Here is a 14,050-nt window from a genome sequence, read left to right on the forward strand (position 1 = left end):
CATCGTGATGTTAGAGCGCCGCGCCAAGCTTCGTGTAACGTCAACGTTGGAGGGACGCGCGTCGTTCGCGGGCACCCCCGTTCAATCCCCCTGCCTGGTGCTCAACCACAGCTCTAACGGCGCATGCATCCTGTTCGCCGCAGGCATGAAAGTGCCGCACACGTTCGATCTCTCGATCGGCAGGGCCAGCACCGCACTGCCAGTCAAGGTCGTGTGGCGTCGCAATACGACTATGGGCGTTACCTTCCTGATCCCGCGGATCGTGCCGGACGTGATCCCGGGCTGAACTGGGGCGATTCGACATGCTGATCGCCGACAAGCTCGTCACTGCCTTCGAGTCCGACCGGGATGGAGCGCCTTTCCATCCAACCATGAGCGTAACCGTCGTGTCCGTCTTGGTGCGCAGCCTTCTGCTCGTTATGCCTACTGTCTCGGACGACGCCCTCGCAGCAGCGTGCAATCGCGAACTCAAGACTGTGGTCGGCGCAATCGGGATCGGCGGCCCGCACGTCGAGGCGGTCGATCCCGATGATGGGTCGGTGACGATGCGGGGCGGTTGAGCGGACCTTCGGTACAGAAAGATTTCATTAACCATAAGACCAGCACCCTGCTCACGGTCAGCCTGCAGTTGCCGCCGAGAACAGTGCCTATCCCGTCAGCGCCGAGGATTCGGCCGGTGACTGCCCGGTGCCGATCGATACGCTCAGCCAGCTCTACCGCGCAGGGCCCGAGGCATTGTCCGATCAACTCTGCGGCATCCCCGAGGCGACACGAGCCCGGCTCGCGATCTATCTCTACGGGCGCAGTCACACCCACAAACTCGGGGTGCAGATCGCCGCGACCTGCGAAGGAGCCAGCCTACGCCGTGTGGCCGGGTTAGTCGGCAATGCGCTCTACGATCTCTCCCGACAGAACCGTGCGGCGAGGTCGGAAGCCAGCCCTGACCGGTGGTAGGCGTGGGGTTAGCCTTGCAGGGTCAGGCGCCGCAACGCTGTGAATCGGCTCCGAAGCATGACCCCAGCAAAAATTTAGCTAACGCTTTCTCCAAAACGCGAAAATCGAGATAGAGGTGGGGTCACTATCGGCGCCGACCGTGACTCCACCTCGAAGTAAAATTCAGCACCTATCTCAACGCATTGAACCCAATTCCGGGAGGGGTGAGGCTTCGACGCCTATTGATATCTCGCGCTCGGGAATGCCGTTGGCGACGTCGTCCTCGGTGAAGAAGACCCGGGCGAGCTTGCCGCACATCTCGGCCTCGGACCAGCCGAGGATCGCCTCGGCCCCCGCGCTCCAGCCGGTGACGAGCCCGTCGAGGTCCATCGTCACCATCGCGTAGTCGATGGCACTGTCGAGGATCTGGCGATACCGGGTGTCCGCCTCCCGGGCGCTTCGAAGGGCGTCGTCGCGGGCGGCCATCGACCGGCGCAGCTCCATCTGCGCCATAACTTGGCGGGCCAGCGCCTCCAGCGCCTCGGCCTGGTCCGGGGTCAGCCCCTCGGGTCGGGGCTTGCCGTCGGTCACGCAAAGCGTCCCGAGCGCGACGCCCTCCGGGGTCTCCAGGCGGGCGCCGGCGTAGAACCGCAGGTGGGGCTCCCCGCTGACCAGGGTGTTGTCCCGGGTGCGCGGGTCGGTGGTCAGGTCCGGGATCACCAGCAGGCCCGGTCGCGCGAGGGCGTGCGCGCAGACCGATTGCGACAGCGGGGTCTGGCACGGGTCGAACCCGACGCGGGCCTTGAACCACTGCCGGTCGCCGGCCACCAGGCTGACCAGGGCCACCGAGGTCGCGCAGATCCGGGAGGCGAGCAGGACGATGTCGTCGAAGCCCCGCTCGGCCTGCGTATCGAGGATGCCGTAGCCGTCGAGGACCGCGAGCCTCGCCGGATCGTTCGCGGCGTCCGGGATCACATCCTCATGCCCGGTCATGGACGACCTCGACGGAAGCGGCCGGCACGGCGCCGCGGGCCTTCGCCTCGTCGCGCTCGATCAGCAGGCGCAGCGCCGTCCGCGCGGTCTCGTTGGTGGAGGTATATTCGCCCCCGGCGACCTGGTCCTCGACGCAGGCGACTAGGGGGCCGGTCGGGGCGATGTGTCGGGCGTGTTTCGCTGCCATGCGCAGCCACTACCAGCTACGGCGACTGGTGTCGCACAAGTGACACCCGCCATACGTGGACGTGTCCGCTCGCAATGTCGCGGGGGCGGGCATGCCCCCCGGAACCGGATGCCTGCCATCGACCGCCGCCTTCAGGCTTAGGATGGCAGATGAACACCTGGATGTGGGAGGCGAATGATTCTTTCACGAACGGCTTGGTCAGGAACCAGTCCACGGACGTTTCGGGCGCGCGTTTCCGCGTCATTCGTGGTCCGATCCCGATACATGTAAGGCATTCAAGGGCCGCCCCTACTTCCTTCGGCCTTTTAGAGGCTCCGGTTTCCGACCATCCGTAAGGATCCGGTCCAGGTGTTCATGAACCACCTGGGCGCTAAAGGGCTTGTGGAGGAACACGGCACCGGCGGGAAGGTCCCCCGGTCCGGGCTTCTTCCCACCCGATGCCACCACAATGGAGATGTCCGGCCAGCGTTCGGCGGTTGTTCGCGCTAGTTCGAAGCCATCGGGGCCCCCAGGCATCTCAACGTCAGTGAATAATAGGACAATCGCCCCGGCATACTGGTCCAGGAGCCGGATCGCCTCCACGCCGTTCTCCGCCGACAGGGCCTGAAACCCGGCGTCCTCAAGGATTGTCTCCGCGTCCATCCGGATCAGGAGGTCGTCGTCGGCGACCAGGGCATACGGTGTGTCGGGATGGTTCGCCATCCGCATCAAAGCGAGGAATGGTTGAAGGTTCAAATCCACGAGGACGCGGACGTCGCCGTAATTTCAGCGCGCAACCGCGACACCTTCGGCCGCATGCCCAAGATCTTCTGGTTCCGGAAGCGAACGCGCGTCGACACGTTAAGCGCCACCGGTTTGCCTCGAATGCGTTGGATGAGAACACAGGGCGAACCGAATGTCGGTTCGCACGACCGAAGCTTCTCATGACATGAACCAGCTTACCGCCGGTCAACCGCCGACATCCATCGACCTGTCATCGTGCGACCGCGAGCCCATCCACATCCTCGGGGCGGTGCAGCCGTTCGGCTTCCTGCTCGCCGTGTCGCCCGATTGGATCGTCGCCCGGGCCAGCGCGAACGCGCCGGACTGGCTTGGTCAGCCGGTCAACGCGATGCTCGGGCTGCCCCTCGACCAACTCATGGACGGCGAGGCCATCCACATCCTGCGAGGGCATCTCCAGACGCTTCGCGGACCCGACGCCGTCGACCGGGTGTTCGGGGTGCGTCTGCTGCCGGACAAGCCCCTGTTCGACGTCGCCCTTCACCTCTCAGGCGGTTCCATCGTCATCGAGGCCGAACCCAGCGCGCCCGAGCACCTCAGCGCCGGCAACCTCGTGCGCAGCATGGTCACGCGCCTGCAGCAGACCGCTGGCTTCGAGCCGCTCTGCCGCGAGGCCGCCCGGCAGATGCGGGCGCTGACTGGCTTCGACCGGGTCATGGTCTACCGCTTCTCCCCCGACGGCTCGGGCGAGGTGATCTCGGAGGCCGTGCGATCCGGCCTCGACCGATATCTCGGACTGCACTACCCGGCGTCGGACATCCCGAAGCAGGCAAGAGTTCTCTACGAGCGCAACTGGCTGCGCATCATCGCCGACGTCGATGGGCCCGGCGCCGCGGTGGTGCCCGCGCGCGACCCAGACGGCGAACCGCTCGACCTGTCGCTCTCCACACTTCGAACGGTCTCGCCGATCCACCTCGAATACCTGCGCAACATGGGCGTCGCGGCCTCCCTATCGGTGTCCATCCTGCGCAACGGCAAGCTCTGGGGGCTGTTCGCCTGCCACCACATGGAAGCCCGGCACATCTCGCTGGAACGTCGCACCGGCTCCGAGCTGTTCGGCCAAATGTTCTCGTGGATTTTGGAAAGCCGGGAGCGCGAGGCCGAGGCCGCCCAGGAGGGCCGGTCGCGCGAGATCCACACCCGCCTGATGAGTGCGCTGGCCTCCGGAGGCACTAGCCTGGAGGACCTCTCCGGCTTCCTCGACGAGCTTTCCGGCATCGTGCCCTGTGACGGCATCGGCCTTTGGGTCAACGGCGAGGTCACCCTGCAGGGCGCGACCCCGACGGCGGAGGAGTTCACCGGCCTGGTGCGCTTCCTCAACCGGACCGCTGCGAGCCGACCCTACGCCGCCGACGAGATCGGCCGCGTGCATGAGCCCGGACGCGACTTCACCGAGCGAGCCGCCGGCATGCTCGCCATTCCGGTGTCACGCACCCCACGCGACTTCCTGGTGTTCTTCCGCTCCGAGGTCGCACGCACGGTCACCTGGGCCGGCAACCCCGAGAAGCCTGCCACCCCGGGCCCGAATGGCGTTCGCCTGAGCCCGCGGAAGAGCTTCGAGGCCTGGCGCGAGGTCGTGCACGGGCGTTCGCTCCCCTGGGCCGATGTCGACCTGCGAGCCGCGGAGGCGCTGCGCGTCACGCTGCTGGAGGTCATCCTGAGGCTGACGGATTCGGCAGAGAAGGAACGCAAGGGCGCCCAGGAGCGGCAGGAGCTCCTCATCGCCGAGCTCAACCACCGGGTCCGCAACATCCTCAACTTGATCCGCGGCGTGGTCACCCAGAGCCGGTCGGAGGAACTCAGCGGCAAGGAGTTTGCGGCCCTGGTCGGCAGCCGCATCCAGGCGCTCGCCCGGGCTCACGACCAGATCACCACCGCGAATTGGGGTCCGGGGTCCCTGCGCAACCTCATCCTGCTGGAGGCGGGCGCGTACCTAGGACCCAAGGCAGACCGCCTCGTCCTCGATGGCACCGACGTGCTCTTGGAACCGCAGGCATTCTCGACCATGGCGCTGGTCATCCACGAGATGATGACGAACTCCGCCAAGTACGGCGCCCTGTGCGACACCCGAGGGCGGGTCGATATCCGTTGGGAGCGCGACGCCCTCGACCACCTCGTCCTGCACTGGCGCGAGAGCGGCGGCCCGGCGGTCCGCGCGCCGACCCGCCGGGGGTTTGGCACCACCATCATCGAGCGCTCCATCCCTTACGAGCTCCAGGGCGAGGCCGACATCCGCTACGACCTCACCGGGGTCGAGGCGCGGTTCACCCTGCCGCCTGCCTTCGTCCAGGCCGCCCCGCCTGTACCAGTGGCTGCCGTGGTTCGCGAAGAGGCTACGGTGCCGTTGCAGTTCGCCGGTACGGTGCTGGTGGTCGAGGACAACATGATCATCGCGCTGGAGGCCGAGGAGGTCCTCACGTCGCTGGGCGCGGATGCCGTCGACATGGCGGCCTCGACCCGGGATGCATTGCGCCTGATCGAGGCATCGCCGCCGGATCGGGCGCTCCTCGACGTCAATCTCGGGTCCGAGACCAGCATACCCGTCGCACGTCGGCTGGCCGAACTCGGCATCCCCTACGCCTTCGCGACCGGCTACGGCGAGAGCTTCAAGATCCCCGCCGACCTCGGAACGGTGCCGGTGGTGAAGAAGCCGTACGATGCCGACGCCCTACGACGCGCGTTCGCCATATGACGCCTTCGGGACGTCGCGCGTACGCTGAGCAAGGGGGTGGGACTCGTCCGTTGGTCGAACGTTTCCCGCCCGTTCAGGCCGTTGGCCGTGGGAGGGTCAGGTCGAGTTGGGCGCTCTCCATGTCGCGTCCCATCCGGCGGTCGAGGGCGCGCAGCGCCGGCGTGACCGTGACGCCGTGCAGAAGAATGGAGATCAGCACGGTTAGGCCAGCCGTGGACCACAGAAGCTCCGTCCCCTCGAAGGACGCGTGCCCGGTCTCGAACGCGAGGTAGTAGATCGTCTCCAGTCCGCGGATGCCGAAGAAGCTGACAACGGCACGGTCCTCGGCGGATCGACCGCTTCCGAGCAGGCCGATCCAGCAGGCCAAAGGGCGGACGACGAGGAGGGCGACCAGCGCGAAGGCGACGGCGGGTCAAGTCAGGTCATGGAGCAACTCCCGCCGACGAGCACCGCCCCGAACCCGACGAGTAGAACCATCATCAGGAGACGTTCGAGCTCCTCGGCGTAGTCGTGCATCTTGCGATGGTAGTCATGCCCGCGGCTAGAGGAGCGTAGCGCTAAGGCTGACGCGAACACGCCGACGAAGCCGTAGCCGTCGACGACCTAGACGCATCCGCAGGCGATGCAGGTCACGCCCAGCGCCACGAAGCCGTCGCCGGTGCGGGAGAGCTTCGACAGGTTGGGCAGGTGGAACATCAGCCATCCCAGCGCCTGACCGATGACCGCCCCGAGCACGGCGCTGACGGCGATCTTCCAGAGCATGTCGACCGCGAGCCAGTGAGACCACGACAGACCGGCCAGACTGCCGGTGCCAGCCAGGGCGATGGCGAGGTTCACGAACGGGAAGGCGAGGCCGTCATTGAGGCCCGCCTCGGATGTTAGGGCGAACCGCGGCTCGTCCTCGTGGTCCTCATCGGGGTGGCCGACCTGGACATCCGACGCCAGGACCGGGTCCGTTGGCACCAGGGACGACGCCAGAAGAAGCGCTGAGGCAAGTCCAAGCCCGAAAAGGGGAGACCCCAGGGCGGTCAGCGCGAGGATGGTCAGGGGCATGCCGATGCCGAGGAGGTGCCACGTCACCGACCAGCTCCGCCAACCGAAGAGGCGGTCGATCTTGAGGCCGGCTCCCATCAGCGAGATCACAACCACGGCCTCGGTGGCATGCTCAATAATGCCTATGTGCGACCCGGGATGGGGGGTGAGGTGCGCCACCGCCGGGATGGTCGATAGGGCCGCGCCGATCCCGACGCAGCAGATGGGAAGCGACAGGGGTAGAGCCCGGAGCACCATCAGCAACCATGCCGTGAGAAGCACCAGGACACCGAACCCGGCGACGACGACGACATAAATTTCCATGTGGATTCAAGCGTTTCTGCAAGCCACGGTTCAATGAATCGAAGCATCCGCGACGATGGCGACGGGTTCGCTTCGACCGGGCCGGTCGGATAAATGCAATGGAATGCCACGGACCGCGGATGCCACCATGTCTAGTTCCGCCGGTCCTCCTCCTACTTCCGCGGCTTTCCGTCGTCATCCAGGGCTACGTAGGTGAAGACTCCTTCGGTGACCTTCTCGGGATCGCCGCCTGTCCGATCCCGGACCCATACCTCGACCCTCACGCCCAACGATGTCTCGCCGTCCTGCTGCAGGGTGCAGTAGCAACTCACCTCGTCGCCGACCGCAATCGGCCGTAGGAAGCGCATCGCGTCGATGCTGACGGTCGCCACGCGTCCCTTGGTCCGCTGGGCCGCGAAGGTTCCGCCCGCCAGGTCCATCTGCGACACCGTCCAGCCGCCGAAGATGGCGCCGGCCGCGTTGGTGTCGCGTGGCATGGCGATGGTGCGCAGGTGTGGGCCATCGGAAATTTTCGGGACCGTGTCGCTCATATCGTATGCCTCGCCCGTGGTTTCGGTCAGGTCGGAAAACGGATAATCGGCGTGGATGGGTTCATGTTCGAGCGCTGTTCCCTGATCGCTCCGGGGCCGCCGCGGCCGGGGCACCCTTCCGGGCATTCTGGCCGGATGCGGGGCTGACCGCCCCCGCCGGCATGACGCCGGCGCCGGCCCGTTCGAGTTGCCCTGTGACCGCGGCGATGAGCTCATCCCAGCTCGCCTCGAACGAAGCGACGGCCTTGGCCTCCAGGGTGGCGGCGACGTCCGCCATGTCGATGCCGAGCCGCTCCAGTTTGTCGAGGACGGCCTCAGTCGCGCTGGCGGGCGCATGGATCGTGTCCGGCCGGATACGGCCATGGTCCGCCACGGCACGAAGCGTCGGCTGCGCCATGGTGTTGACCGGCTCGGGCCCTACGAGCTCCACGACGTAACGGGTGTCGTCGAGGGCCTTGTCCTTCACCCCGGTGGATGCCCACAGAAGGTGTTGGGGCCGTGCTACCCCCCAGGGCGTGCCAGCGCGCGGAGGCGACGCTGTCCTCACACATCCCGTACGCGAGGCGGGCGTTGGCGATGGCCGCCTGGCCACGGACGCGTTCGTCTGCATTGCCTGCCCCTTCGCCAGCCGGCGATCCACCTCAATGTCGACGCGGCTGAGGAAGAACGAGACGACGCTCTCCACCCCAGCGAGGCTTTCGCCGGCGGCCCCCGCGGGTGACCGTCGGGTGCCGGTTCAGCCGCGGATGTCACCGTGGAAGGTCGCGAAGGAGGACAGCACCTTCTCGGCGATAGCGTCGTCGACCGCGACGGAGACCCTGACCTTGCCGGCGAGGGCGGGTTCGCCCTCGGTCCCGGCCTTCAGGTGCCCGTCTTCGACATCAGCCCGCGCCGCCTCGGTCCCGGCCGTGTTCTCGTCCAAGGCAGGACCGACCTGCACCGCATTCCGATCAAGGCCGTGATCCTGCACGATTTGCTCGACGGCCATCTCCGCATCCCGGCGGGATTTGAAATCAGCTGAGATCGTCCTGGACATGTCGTCTCCGGTTTATTGCCGATGGGTCCGGAAGGATCGCGAAATATCATTCGGGATCGACTTCCATTGTCTTGGGCAAAGGGCCGGCGCGCGGGACCGTTCCGGTGGCGAACCATGAATACGGACGCGAGGGTGGAATTCACGATGCCGTCCGAAGCTGAATCGACCACCGTGCTTCAGGTCGCGGCAAGCTCCCACCCTGGACGTCCGTGACGCCTCGTCCGGAAATCCGACGGTCAGAGCGCTTCCTCCCTGTCCCGCCGATCTGGAGCCCCTGTCCGTTCCCCGCCCTGGTTCAGCGCCCCTTCGGCCCAAGTCCTGAGGGATTCATTCGGCCTTGGGGGCGACGGCAGGCGCTAGCGACTGGGATGGGCCGGGATGCACCGTCATGGACGGAGGCTGGTTTGAAAGCTGCTGACGCGCCTCTGCGAGCTTGGCCTGGGCCGCGGCAAGCTCCTGCCGGGTCGTCCCGATCCGGTCCTCAAGGGCGGCCATCTCCTTGTTCCGAGTGGCCAGCGTCTCGGTCAGGGTCGCCAACTGCGCCTGGGCGTCGGCCTGCCTCTTCTGCAGCGCCTCCAGCGCCGAGGTCGCATCGTCGCGATCGGAAGCCAGCTTCTGGACGGCCTGCTCAGCCTGGTTCCGTTCGGAGATCACACGGTCCCGCTCGGACTGCGCCGTGGCCAGTTCCTTCTGCGTCGCCGCCAACCCATCTTTGGCTTGCTGCACCTGCTGGCCAACCTGCGAGACGCCGCTCGCCAGCTTCTCACGATTGGCGGTCAGACCGTCGACGGCCCGCTCCAAGTCAGCCTTCTGCCTCGTCGCCTGCTCGGTCGCGGCGCCGGCATCGGCGAGATCCTTCTGAGCGGCGGCCGAGCCCTCGCGCGCCTTCTGCTGGCTCTCCTCGGCCTTGGCGAGGTCGGCGGTCTTGGCGGTCGCCTCCTGGGACATGGAGGCGATGTCGGATCGCAGCTTCGCCTCTTGCTGGCGCGTCTCCTCCAGCCGACGGCCGACGTCAGCCAATTCCTTGGTCCTGGCAGTCGCGGCCTGCTCGGCGGCCGTGGTGGCCTCCTTCATCGGCGCGAGTTTCTGCTCCGCCTGGGTAAGCTGGGCCTGAAGCCCGGTGAGCTTGGTCGTCTCGGCCTCCGCGGTGGCCTTCGCCTCGCCGGCCTTGCGCTCGGCCGCCTGTTGTTCGGTCGCCAAGCTCGCGGCCTTCGCCTTTGCCTCTTCCCCGGCCTGGGTCGCGTCCCGCTCCTGCTGCTGGGCGGATGCGATCTTCGACTTCAGTGCATCGAGGGTCCCCGCGGCCGCCCGCTGCTGATCGAGGTCCGATTGAAGCGCGACTTGCCGTGTCTCCAGGTCCTGGATGTGGTGATCCCGCACAGTCCTCTGCCTCGCACCGACGATGGAGGCGACGACGAGCCAAACCAGGAGGACCGCCGCCACGACGGCGAGGCTAAACGGCAGGGGCCTGCGGAGTTCGGAACGGTAGTCGATGGCCATGGCGGTCTCGCGGGCGTTGGAGGAACGGATCAGATCGACGTGGCAGCCTCGCCAGGGGTCGGTTCGGCACCGGCGGCCCCCGGCTCGGGGGTGGGACTGCTCGATGCGAGTTCGGCACGATCAGTCCTGACGAGGGAACCGATCATACCGAGGAGGGCGCGGTGCTCGGGGGAGCCGTCCGCCGCAGCAAGGAAAGCTGCGAGCTCGATGCGGGACGGCCTCCCGCCGGATGGCCCGTTCGGTTCATGCAAGACGTACACGTCGGCAGGGTCACCGCCGCGGCATAGGTACCAGCGGTCGTCGTTGGACCCGTCGTGGATCAGCGTGCGCATGGGTGGCATCGAGGGTCCCCATCGTCTCGTCCCCGATCGGGGACCACGCCTATCGTAAGCCTAACCCCGGACGGCAACCGTTCAGCGACGGCCGTGGATCACCATCGCAAGCAGGTATCCAATGGCTCCGGCCATGGCCGCCAGCATCAGCGGGGACTCCTTCGCATACTGTGCGACGGCATCTCCACCCTGGCGGTAGGCACGCTCGGCCTCGGGAAGGGCGTCCCGGCCCCTGTTGATCGCCTTGTCGGCGCGGTCGCTTGCCTGTCCGGCAGCGTCGCGCACGGCGTCCTTGGCCTGTCCGTACAAGTTCTCGACGGTCCCCTTTGCCTCGTTGGCCGTGCCCTTGGCCTGGGTCTCGCGGTCGCCTGTGACGTCACCGACGGCGCCCTGGACCTTGCCGCCGAGTTCCTTGGCGGCGCCGGTGATGCGGTTCTCGTCCATTGGTCAATTTCCATCCGGTTCAAGGTTGAGCTGGCCCGCTGCGAAACGCGCTTCGAGCCGATGCGAGGCACTGACTAATCCTTCGACACAGCCTTTCCGGGTCGCGCCTTCATCGAGCTTTGGTTGGCTTTCTTCGCCCGGTCGTCGGCCTTCGACGCGTGCTCGGCGGCCTTCTCCTCGTTGCCGGCGTCGATGTGTCGAGCGGCCTTCCGGTGTGACTTCGCCGCAGCCTCATGGTGTTCGGCGGCCTTGGCGTGCGCGTTTCCGGACATCTGTCCCTCCCGTGACGGGGATTTACGTGCCCCGGTGCGAACGTGGTGGCCGGTCGGTTCCGATCCTCGACACTGGCGGGATCGACCGGGGGTTCATCACGCCGGCATGCCGGCGACCGTAGACGGTAGCCTGCCGTCGGGGGTGTAGCGGTCCACCGCGGACGGCAGCTCGCGCGAGAGCCTGGACAAAAGGTCGTCGTGCGAAAGGCCGGTCTGCCGCGACAGCGTATCGAGGACGTCGGAACCGATGGCCGACCTCAGGTGGTCGGGCTTCATCTCGGCGTTCGGACCATGGTGCACCCAGGAGTCGGCGGCCTCGCCGTGGCCGTTCTCGCGAAAGCGGTCGACGAGCTGGCCGAGGCCGCCACTGAGCAGGCCACCGGCACCAGCACCCCCGAGAGCGCCTCCGAGATTACCCAGCAGGCCGCCGAGACCACCCTGTCCCGCGATCCCGCCCTGTCCGGCGGGCGCACCTGGGGTTGTGGGAACACCGTGGCCGGCTCCGCCGAGCATCTCCTGGATCTTATCCCGGTTCTGGAAGCCCGCCACGGCCAACAGGCCGAGCAGCGCCGTCATAGAGGGGAAGCCGTCACTCATTGGGTGTCTCCGTTCCGGTGAGAGGGGTCGTCGTGCCGATCAGCAATCGTTGTCGCCGGGCTTCACCACCTTGCCCTCGGGCGGCTTCGCCTCGTTGGCAGAGGGCGTCGCATTCGAGCCGACGTTGTTCATCGCCCCGACCGTCCCGGGGGATTCGGCCTTGGCACCGGGCGAGACCTTCGCGGTCGCGTCCCCGTCGACCTTCGAGGAAGCGTCCGCCGAGCCCTTCTGGCTGGCGCTGTTCGTGGTCGTTCCGACCGCACATGGCTTCGCCGAGGCGAGGCCAACGCCAAGAAGCGTCATCGCCGTCGCGACGGTCAGGGTGGTGAGGATCTTCATGGTGTTTCCTTCGGGATGGGGGGTGGACCGGGCAGGCGAGCGGCCACTACCGCGAGGGAACGGACTGTTCGGAAGCCGTCTCGACGTAGTCCGCGATGGCCGCGCGGCAGCCTGGCGAGACCTCCCGGGCGTTCCTGCGGAAGCAGGCGACGACCTCGGGTCCGTTCAGGTCGAGGCCGTTGCAGAGACGGGCATAGTCGGCGGAGCAGAAGGGTTTCAGCGACGCCCTGGAACCGGTCTTCTCAAGAGCCTGCGCGCCGAGCGGGAGGCATGACGATGCGACGGCCGCGAACACGACGAGGTGGCGGAGCTTGGTCACGGCAACGGGGCTTTCGCGAAAGGTGGACGTGGGATCGTACGGAGCCGGGACCGGCTCGAACCGGTCCCGGACTTGAGCGTTTCAGAGCGGCTTGCGCGCGGTGGTTTCCGTCGTGGTCCCGGTGGTGCCGGTACGGCTGACCGTTCCGCGACCGTCCTCGACCTCGACCTCGGTGTGACGGACCTTGTCGGTCACGATCTCCACCCGCTGGGCCGCATCCTTGCGGATGCCGACCTCACCGACGACGCGGGCGTCCTTCGACACGACCGCCTGCTCGCGCATCTCGGTCGCCTCAATGACCTTGTCCTCGAACAGCGCCATGTCGCCCGGGGTGACGGCGCGGTCGACGACGCGACGGTCGACGCTCACGGTCTCGTCGTGGAGCGTGACGTTCTCGCTGACGTCCTTCTCGACGGCGTAGGACCGAACCCGGACCCGGCCAGCGTCGACCATGCGCTTGCCGACGTTGAGGCGCTCCTCGACCACGGGGATGTAATCGGTGCCGGTTGCGGTCCCGCGGGCGGCGAGGTCCTCGGACGATCCGGCTGCGTGCAGGCTGGTGTCGCGGGTCCTGGCGGCGTGGTCGGACGACATCGCACCCTCACCGAGCGCTCCGGCGGCAACCGGTGCGGTTCCGGTGGTGGAACCGGTCGCACGACCGTCCCAGCCTTCCTTGCGCCAGGCGGCCTCGCGCTCGTCGAGATCGACCGAACCGTGCTCCTCCAGGATATCGGAGGCGGCGTGGACATGCGCGTCGTCGACCTCTGCGCTCAGCATCGTGCCGCCGCGGTGCAGTCCCTCGCCGTATGCGTGACGGTCCTCCTCCGGCATGAAGAAGTCCTTGATCGAGCCCCACATGCCTTCGTCGGCCTTGGTCGCGGTTCCGGCCGAGCCGGCCTGGGTGCCGGAAATCAGCTTGATCGCGCCGGCGGGAATGCCGAGGCCGACGAGCTTGCCCTGGGCGGCGACCGCCTCGGGATGGGTGTCGTACATGGCGGTGATGGTCTGGGTCATGATGTCGGCTCCTGTGACGGGTGCGTGGTGGCCTGTTCCGTGACGTGCCCCTCGGGGGACACGCGTTCGATCACGGCGTGCTGCCTGCGCAGCGTCACCGGCATCTCGACGTCCTCGCCCGCCGTGGTCCGGCGGATGTGCACCTCCTCCTTCAGGACGAGGCGTTTCTCGACGACGAGGATCTCTTCCAGCACCGGGATGATGGTCACCCCGGCCTCCGTCCTGACCACCGGGGGTGCCTCGCCCTCGGCGAGGGTCCGGTTGATGGGCACCCGGGTCACCCCGACCATGTCGCTGCGCAGGGTCTCGCGCAGGACCTGGTCGAGGGTGTCGGTTCGCGTGCTGACACGGACCCGTCCGGTCTCGACCGCACGCTTCTCTATGCGCGCAGTCTCCTCGATCAGCGGGAGGACCGCCTCCTCACCGATGGCGACCTCCGCCGCGGTGCCGAAGCGCGTCCCGAGCCCGTGGGGCTCGGTCGCGGCGGGATCGCCGACACTCATGCCCGGCGCGGGGTCAGGGTATTCGGGGCGGTGCGGGTGACGGTCGGATCGACGGCCGAACCGCGGCCGGCGAAGAAGGAGGCGAGCGCCCCGAAGATCAGCGCGAGGGCCCCGAACAGCGCACCCTGGGACACGCGGCGCGCCGTGGCGTCGGCGATCTGCTTGGACTGCTCCTTGGCCGAGGCGACGGTTTCCCTGAACTGCTGGGTGTACTGCGCGACCT

The 14,050-nt window shown here is 67.3% G+C and carries 21 protein-coding genes and 1 pseudogene; 4 read left to right on the forward strand and 18 right to left on the reverse strand.

Annotated elements, in window-relative coordinates; genetic code table 11:
- From MKK69_RS09445 to MKK69_RS09455, 3 genes are all read left to right on the forward strand, one after another.
- Positions 1 to 286, forward strand: a 286-nt coding sequence (locus MKK69_RS09445; RefSeq protein WP_243967503.1) for a PilZ domain-containing protein, incomplete at its 5' end; no start/stop codon positions are given.
- A gap of 16 nt (positions 287 to 302) precedes the next feature.
- The gene (locus MKK69_RS09450; RefSeq protein WP_243967504.1) at positions 303 to 560 is read left to right on the forward strand and encodes a hypothetical protein; all 258 of its coding nucleotides are present in this window, start codon (positions 303 to 305) and stop codon (positions 558 to 560) included.
- 127 nt (positions 561 to 687) lie between these two features.
- On the forward strand, positions 688 to 954 hold the full coding sequence (locus tag MKK69_RS09455; protein WP_243967505.1) for a hypothetical protein: 267 nt from the start codon (positions 688 to 690) through the stop codon (positions 952 to 954).
- A gap of 174 nt (positions 955 to 1,128) precedes the next feature.
- On the opposite strand, the gene MKK69_RS09460 is transcribed toward MKK69_RS09455, so the two are convergent.
- The 3 genes from MKK69_RS09460 to MKK69_RS09470 all read right to left on the reverse strand — a co-directional run bounded on the left by MKK69_RS09460 (position 1,129) and on the right by MKK69_RS09470 (position 2,815).
- Complete coding sequence (locus tag MKK69_RS09460) at positions 1,129 to 1,926, reverse strand: GAF domain-containing protein (protein ID WP_243967506.1); 798 nt, start codon at positions 1,924 to 1,926, stop codon at positions 1,129 to 1,131.
- Positions 1,913 to 2,113: a type II toxin-antitoxin system ParD family antitoxin gene (locus MKK69_RS09465; protein ID WP_243967507.1), complete on the reverse strand. Its 201-nt coding sequence runs from the start codon at positions 2,111 to 2,113 to the stop codon at positions 1,913 to 1,915. The genes MKK69_RS09460 and MKK69_RS09465 overlap by 14 nt, the downstream gene beginning before the upstream one ends.
- A 288-nt stretch (positions 2,114 to 2,401) precedes the next feature.
- Positions 2,402 to 2,815, reverse strand: a complete 414-nt coding sequence (locus tag MKK69_RS09470) for a response regulator (RefSeq protein ID WP_243967508.1) — start codon at positions 2,813 to 2,815, stop codon at positions 2,402 to 2,404.
- A 226-nt stretch (positions 2,816 to 3,041) separates the two neighbouring features.
- Between MKK69_RS09470 and MKK69_RS09475 the strand changes: the two genes are divergently transcribed.
- Positions 3,042 to 5,585 (forward strand): HWE histidine kinase domain-containing protein, encoded by a 2,544-nt coding sequence (locus MKK69_RS09475; RefSeq protein ID WP_243967510.1) that lies wholly within the window; start codon positions 3,042 to 3,044, stop codon positions 5,583 to 5,585.
- 73 nt (positions 5,586 to 5,658) lie between these two features.
- Here MKK69_RS09475 and MKK69_RS31185 read toward each other — a convergent pair whose 3' ends face one another.
- The 15 genes and pseudogenes from MKK69_RS31185 to MKK69_RS09545 all read right to left on the reverse strand — a co-directional run.
- Complete coding sequence (locus MKK69_RS31185) at positions 5,659 to 5,952, reverse strand: hypothetical protein (protein WP_313900838.1); 294 nt, start codon at positions 5,950 to 5,952, stop codon at positions 5,659 to 5,661.
- 236 nt (positions 5,953 to 6,188) lie between these two features.
- Complete coding sequence (locus MKK69_RS31190) at positions 6,189 to 6,941, reverse strand: cation:proton antiporter (protein ID WP_313900839.1); 753 nt, start codon at positions 6,939 to 6,941, stop codon at positions 6,189 to 6,191.
- 152 nt (positions 6,942 to 7,093) lie between these two features.
- The gene (locus MKK69_RS09485) at positions 7,094 to 7,471 is read right to left on the reverse strand and encodes an acyl-CoA thioesterase (RefSeq protein WP_243967511.1); all 378 of its coding nucleotides are present in this window, start codon (positions 7,469 to 7,471) and stop codon (positions 7,094 to 7,096) included.
- Between the two features lie 61 nt (positions 7,472 to 7,532).
- Entirely contained in the window at positions 7,533 to 8,156 is a 624-nt protein-coding gene (locus MKK69_RS09490) for a transaldolase family protein (RefSeq protein ID WP_313900840.1), read from the reverse strand.
- A gap of 51 nt (positions 8,157 to 8,207) precedes the next feature.
- The gene (locus MKK69_RS09495) at positions 8,208 to 8,459 is read right to left on the reverse strand and encodes a hypothetical protein (RefSeq protein ID WP_243967512.1); all 252 of its coding nucleotides are present in this window, start codon (positions 8,457 to 8,459) and stop codon (positions 8,208 to 8,210) included.
- A 375-nt stretch (positions 8,460 to 8,834) separates the two neighbouring features.
- The gene (locus tag MKK69_RS09500; protein WP_243967513.1) at positions 8,835 to 10,007 is read right to left on the reverse strand and encodes a chromosome partitioning protein ParA; all 1,173 of its coding nucleotides are present in this window, start codon (positions 10,005 to 10,007) and stop codon (positions 8,835 to 8,837) included.
- Between the two features lie 29 nt (positions 10,008 to 10,036).
- Positions 10,037 to 10,339, reverse strand: coding sequence for a hypothetical protein (locus tag MKK69_RS09505; RefSeq protein WP_243967514.1), 303 nt, complete (start codon positions 10,337 to 10,339; stop codon positions 10,037 to 10,039).
- Between the two features lie 81 nt (positions 10,340 to 10,420).
- Positions 10,421 to 10,783, reverse strand: coding sequence for a CsbD family protein (locus tag MKK69_RS09510; RefSeq protein ID WP_243967515.1), 363 nt, complete (start codon positions 10,781 to 10,783; stop codon positions 10,421 to 10,423).
- Positions 10,784 to 10,857: 74 nt separating this feature from the next.
- The gene (locus MKK69_RS09515) at positions 10,858 to 11,055 is read right to left on the reverse strand and encodes a hypothetical protein (protein WP_243967517.1); all 198 of its coding nucleotides are present in this window, start codon (positions 11,053 to 11,055) and stop codon (positions 10,858 to 10,860) included.
- A 96-nt stretch (positions 11,056 to 11,151) separates the two neighbouring features.
- A complete protein-coding gene (locus MKK69_RS09520) occupies positions 11,152 to 11,652 on the reverse strand; it encodes a YidB family protein (RefSeq protein WP_243967518.1) in 501 nt (166 codons plus the stop codon).
- Positions 11,653 to 11,691: 39 nt separating this feature from the next.
- On the reverse strand, positions 11,692 to 11,991 hold the full coding sequence (locus tag MKK69_RS09525; protein ID WP_243967519.1) for a hypothetical protein: 300 nt from the start codon (positions 11,989 to 11,991) through the stop codon (positions 11,692 to 11,694).
- A 46-nt stretch (positions 11,992 to 12,037) separates the two neighbouring features.
- On the reverse strand, positions 12,038 to 12,310 hold the full coding sequence (locus MKK69_RS09530; RefSeq protein WP_243967520.1) for a hypothetical protein: 273 nt from the start codon (positions 12,308 to 12,310) through the stop codon (positions 12,038 to 12,040).
- A gap of 81 nt (positions 12,311 to 12,391) precedes the next feature.
- Positions 12,392 to 13,324, reverse strand: coding sequence for a YsnF/AvaK domain-containing protein (locus MKK69_RS09535; RefSeq protein WP_243967521.1), 933 nt, complete (start codon positions 13,322 to 13,324; stop codon positions 12,392 to 12,394).
- Positions 13,321 to 13,827, reverse strand: coding sequence for a YsnF/AvaK domain-containing protein (locus MKK69_RS09540; protein WP_243967522.1), 507 nt, complete (start codon positions 13,825 to 13,827; stop codon positions 13,321 to 13,323). The genes MKK69_RS09535 and MKK69_RS09540 overlap by 4 nt, the downstream gene beginning before the upstream one ends.
- Positions 13,824 to 14,050, reverse strand: a pseudogene (locus MKK69_RS09545) (PhnA-like protein); the annotation flags it as partial. The gene MKK69_RS09540 and the pseudogene MKK69_RS09545, both read right to left, overlap by 4 nt.

Origin of the sequence: Methylobacterium sp. J-026, from assembly GCF_022829585.1 — a bacterium.
Classification (GTDB): Bacteria; Pseudomonadota; Alphaproteobacteria; order Rhizobiales; family Beijerinckiaceae; genus Methylobacterium.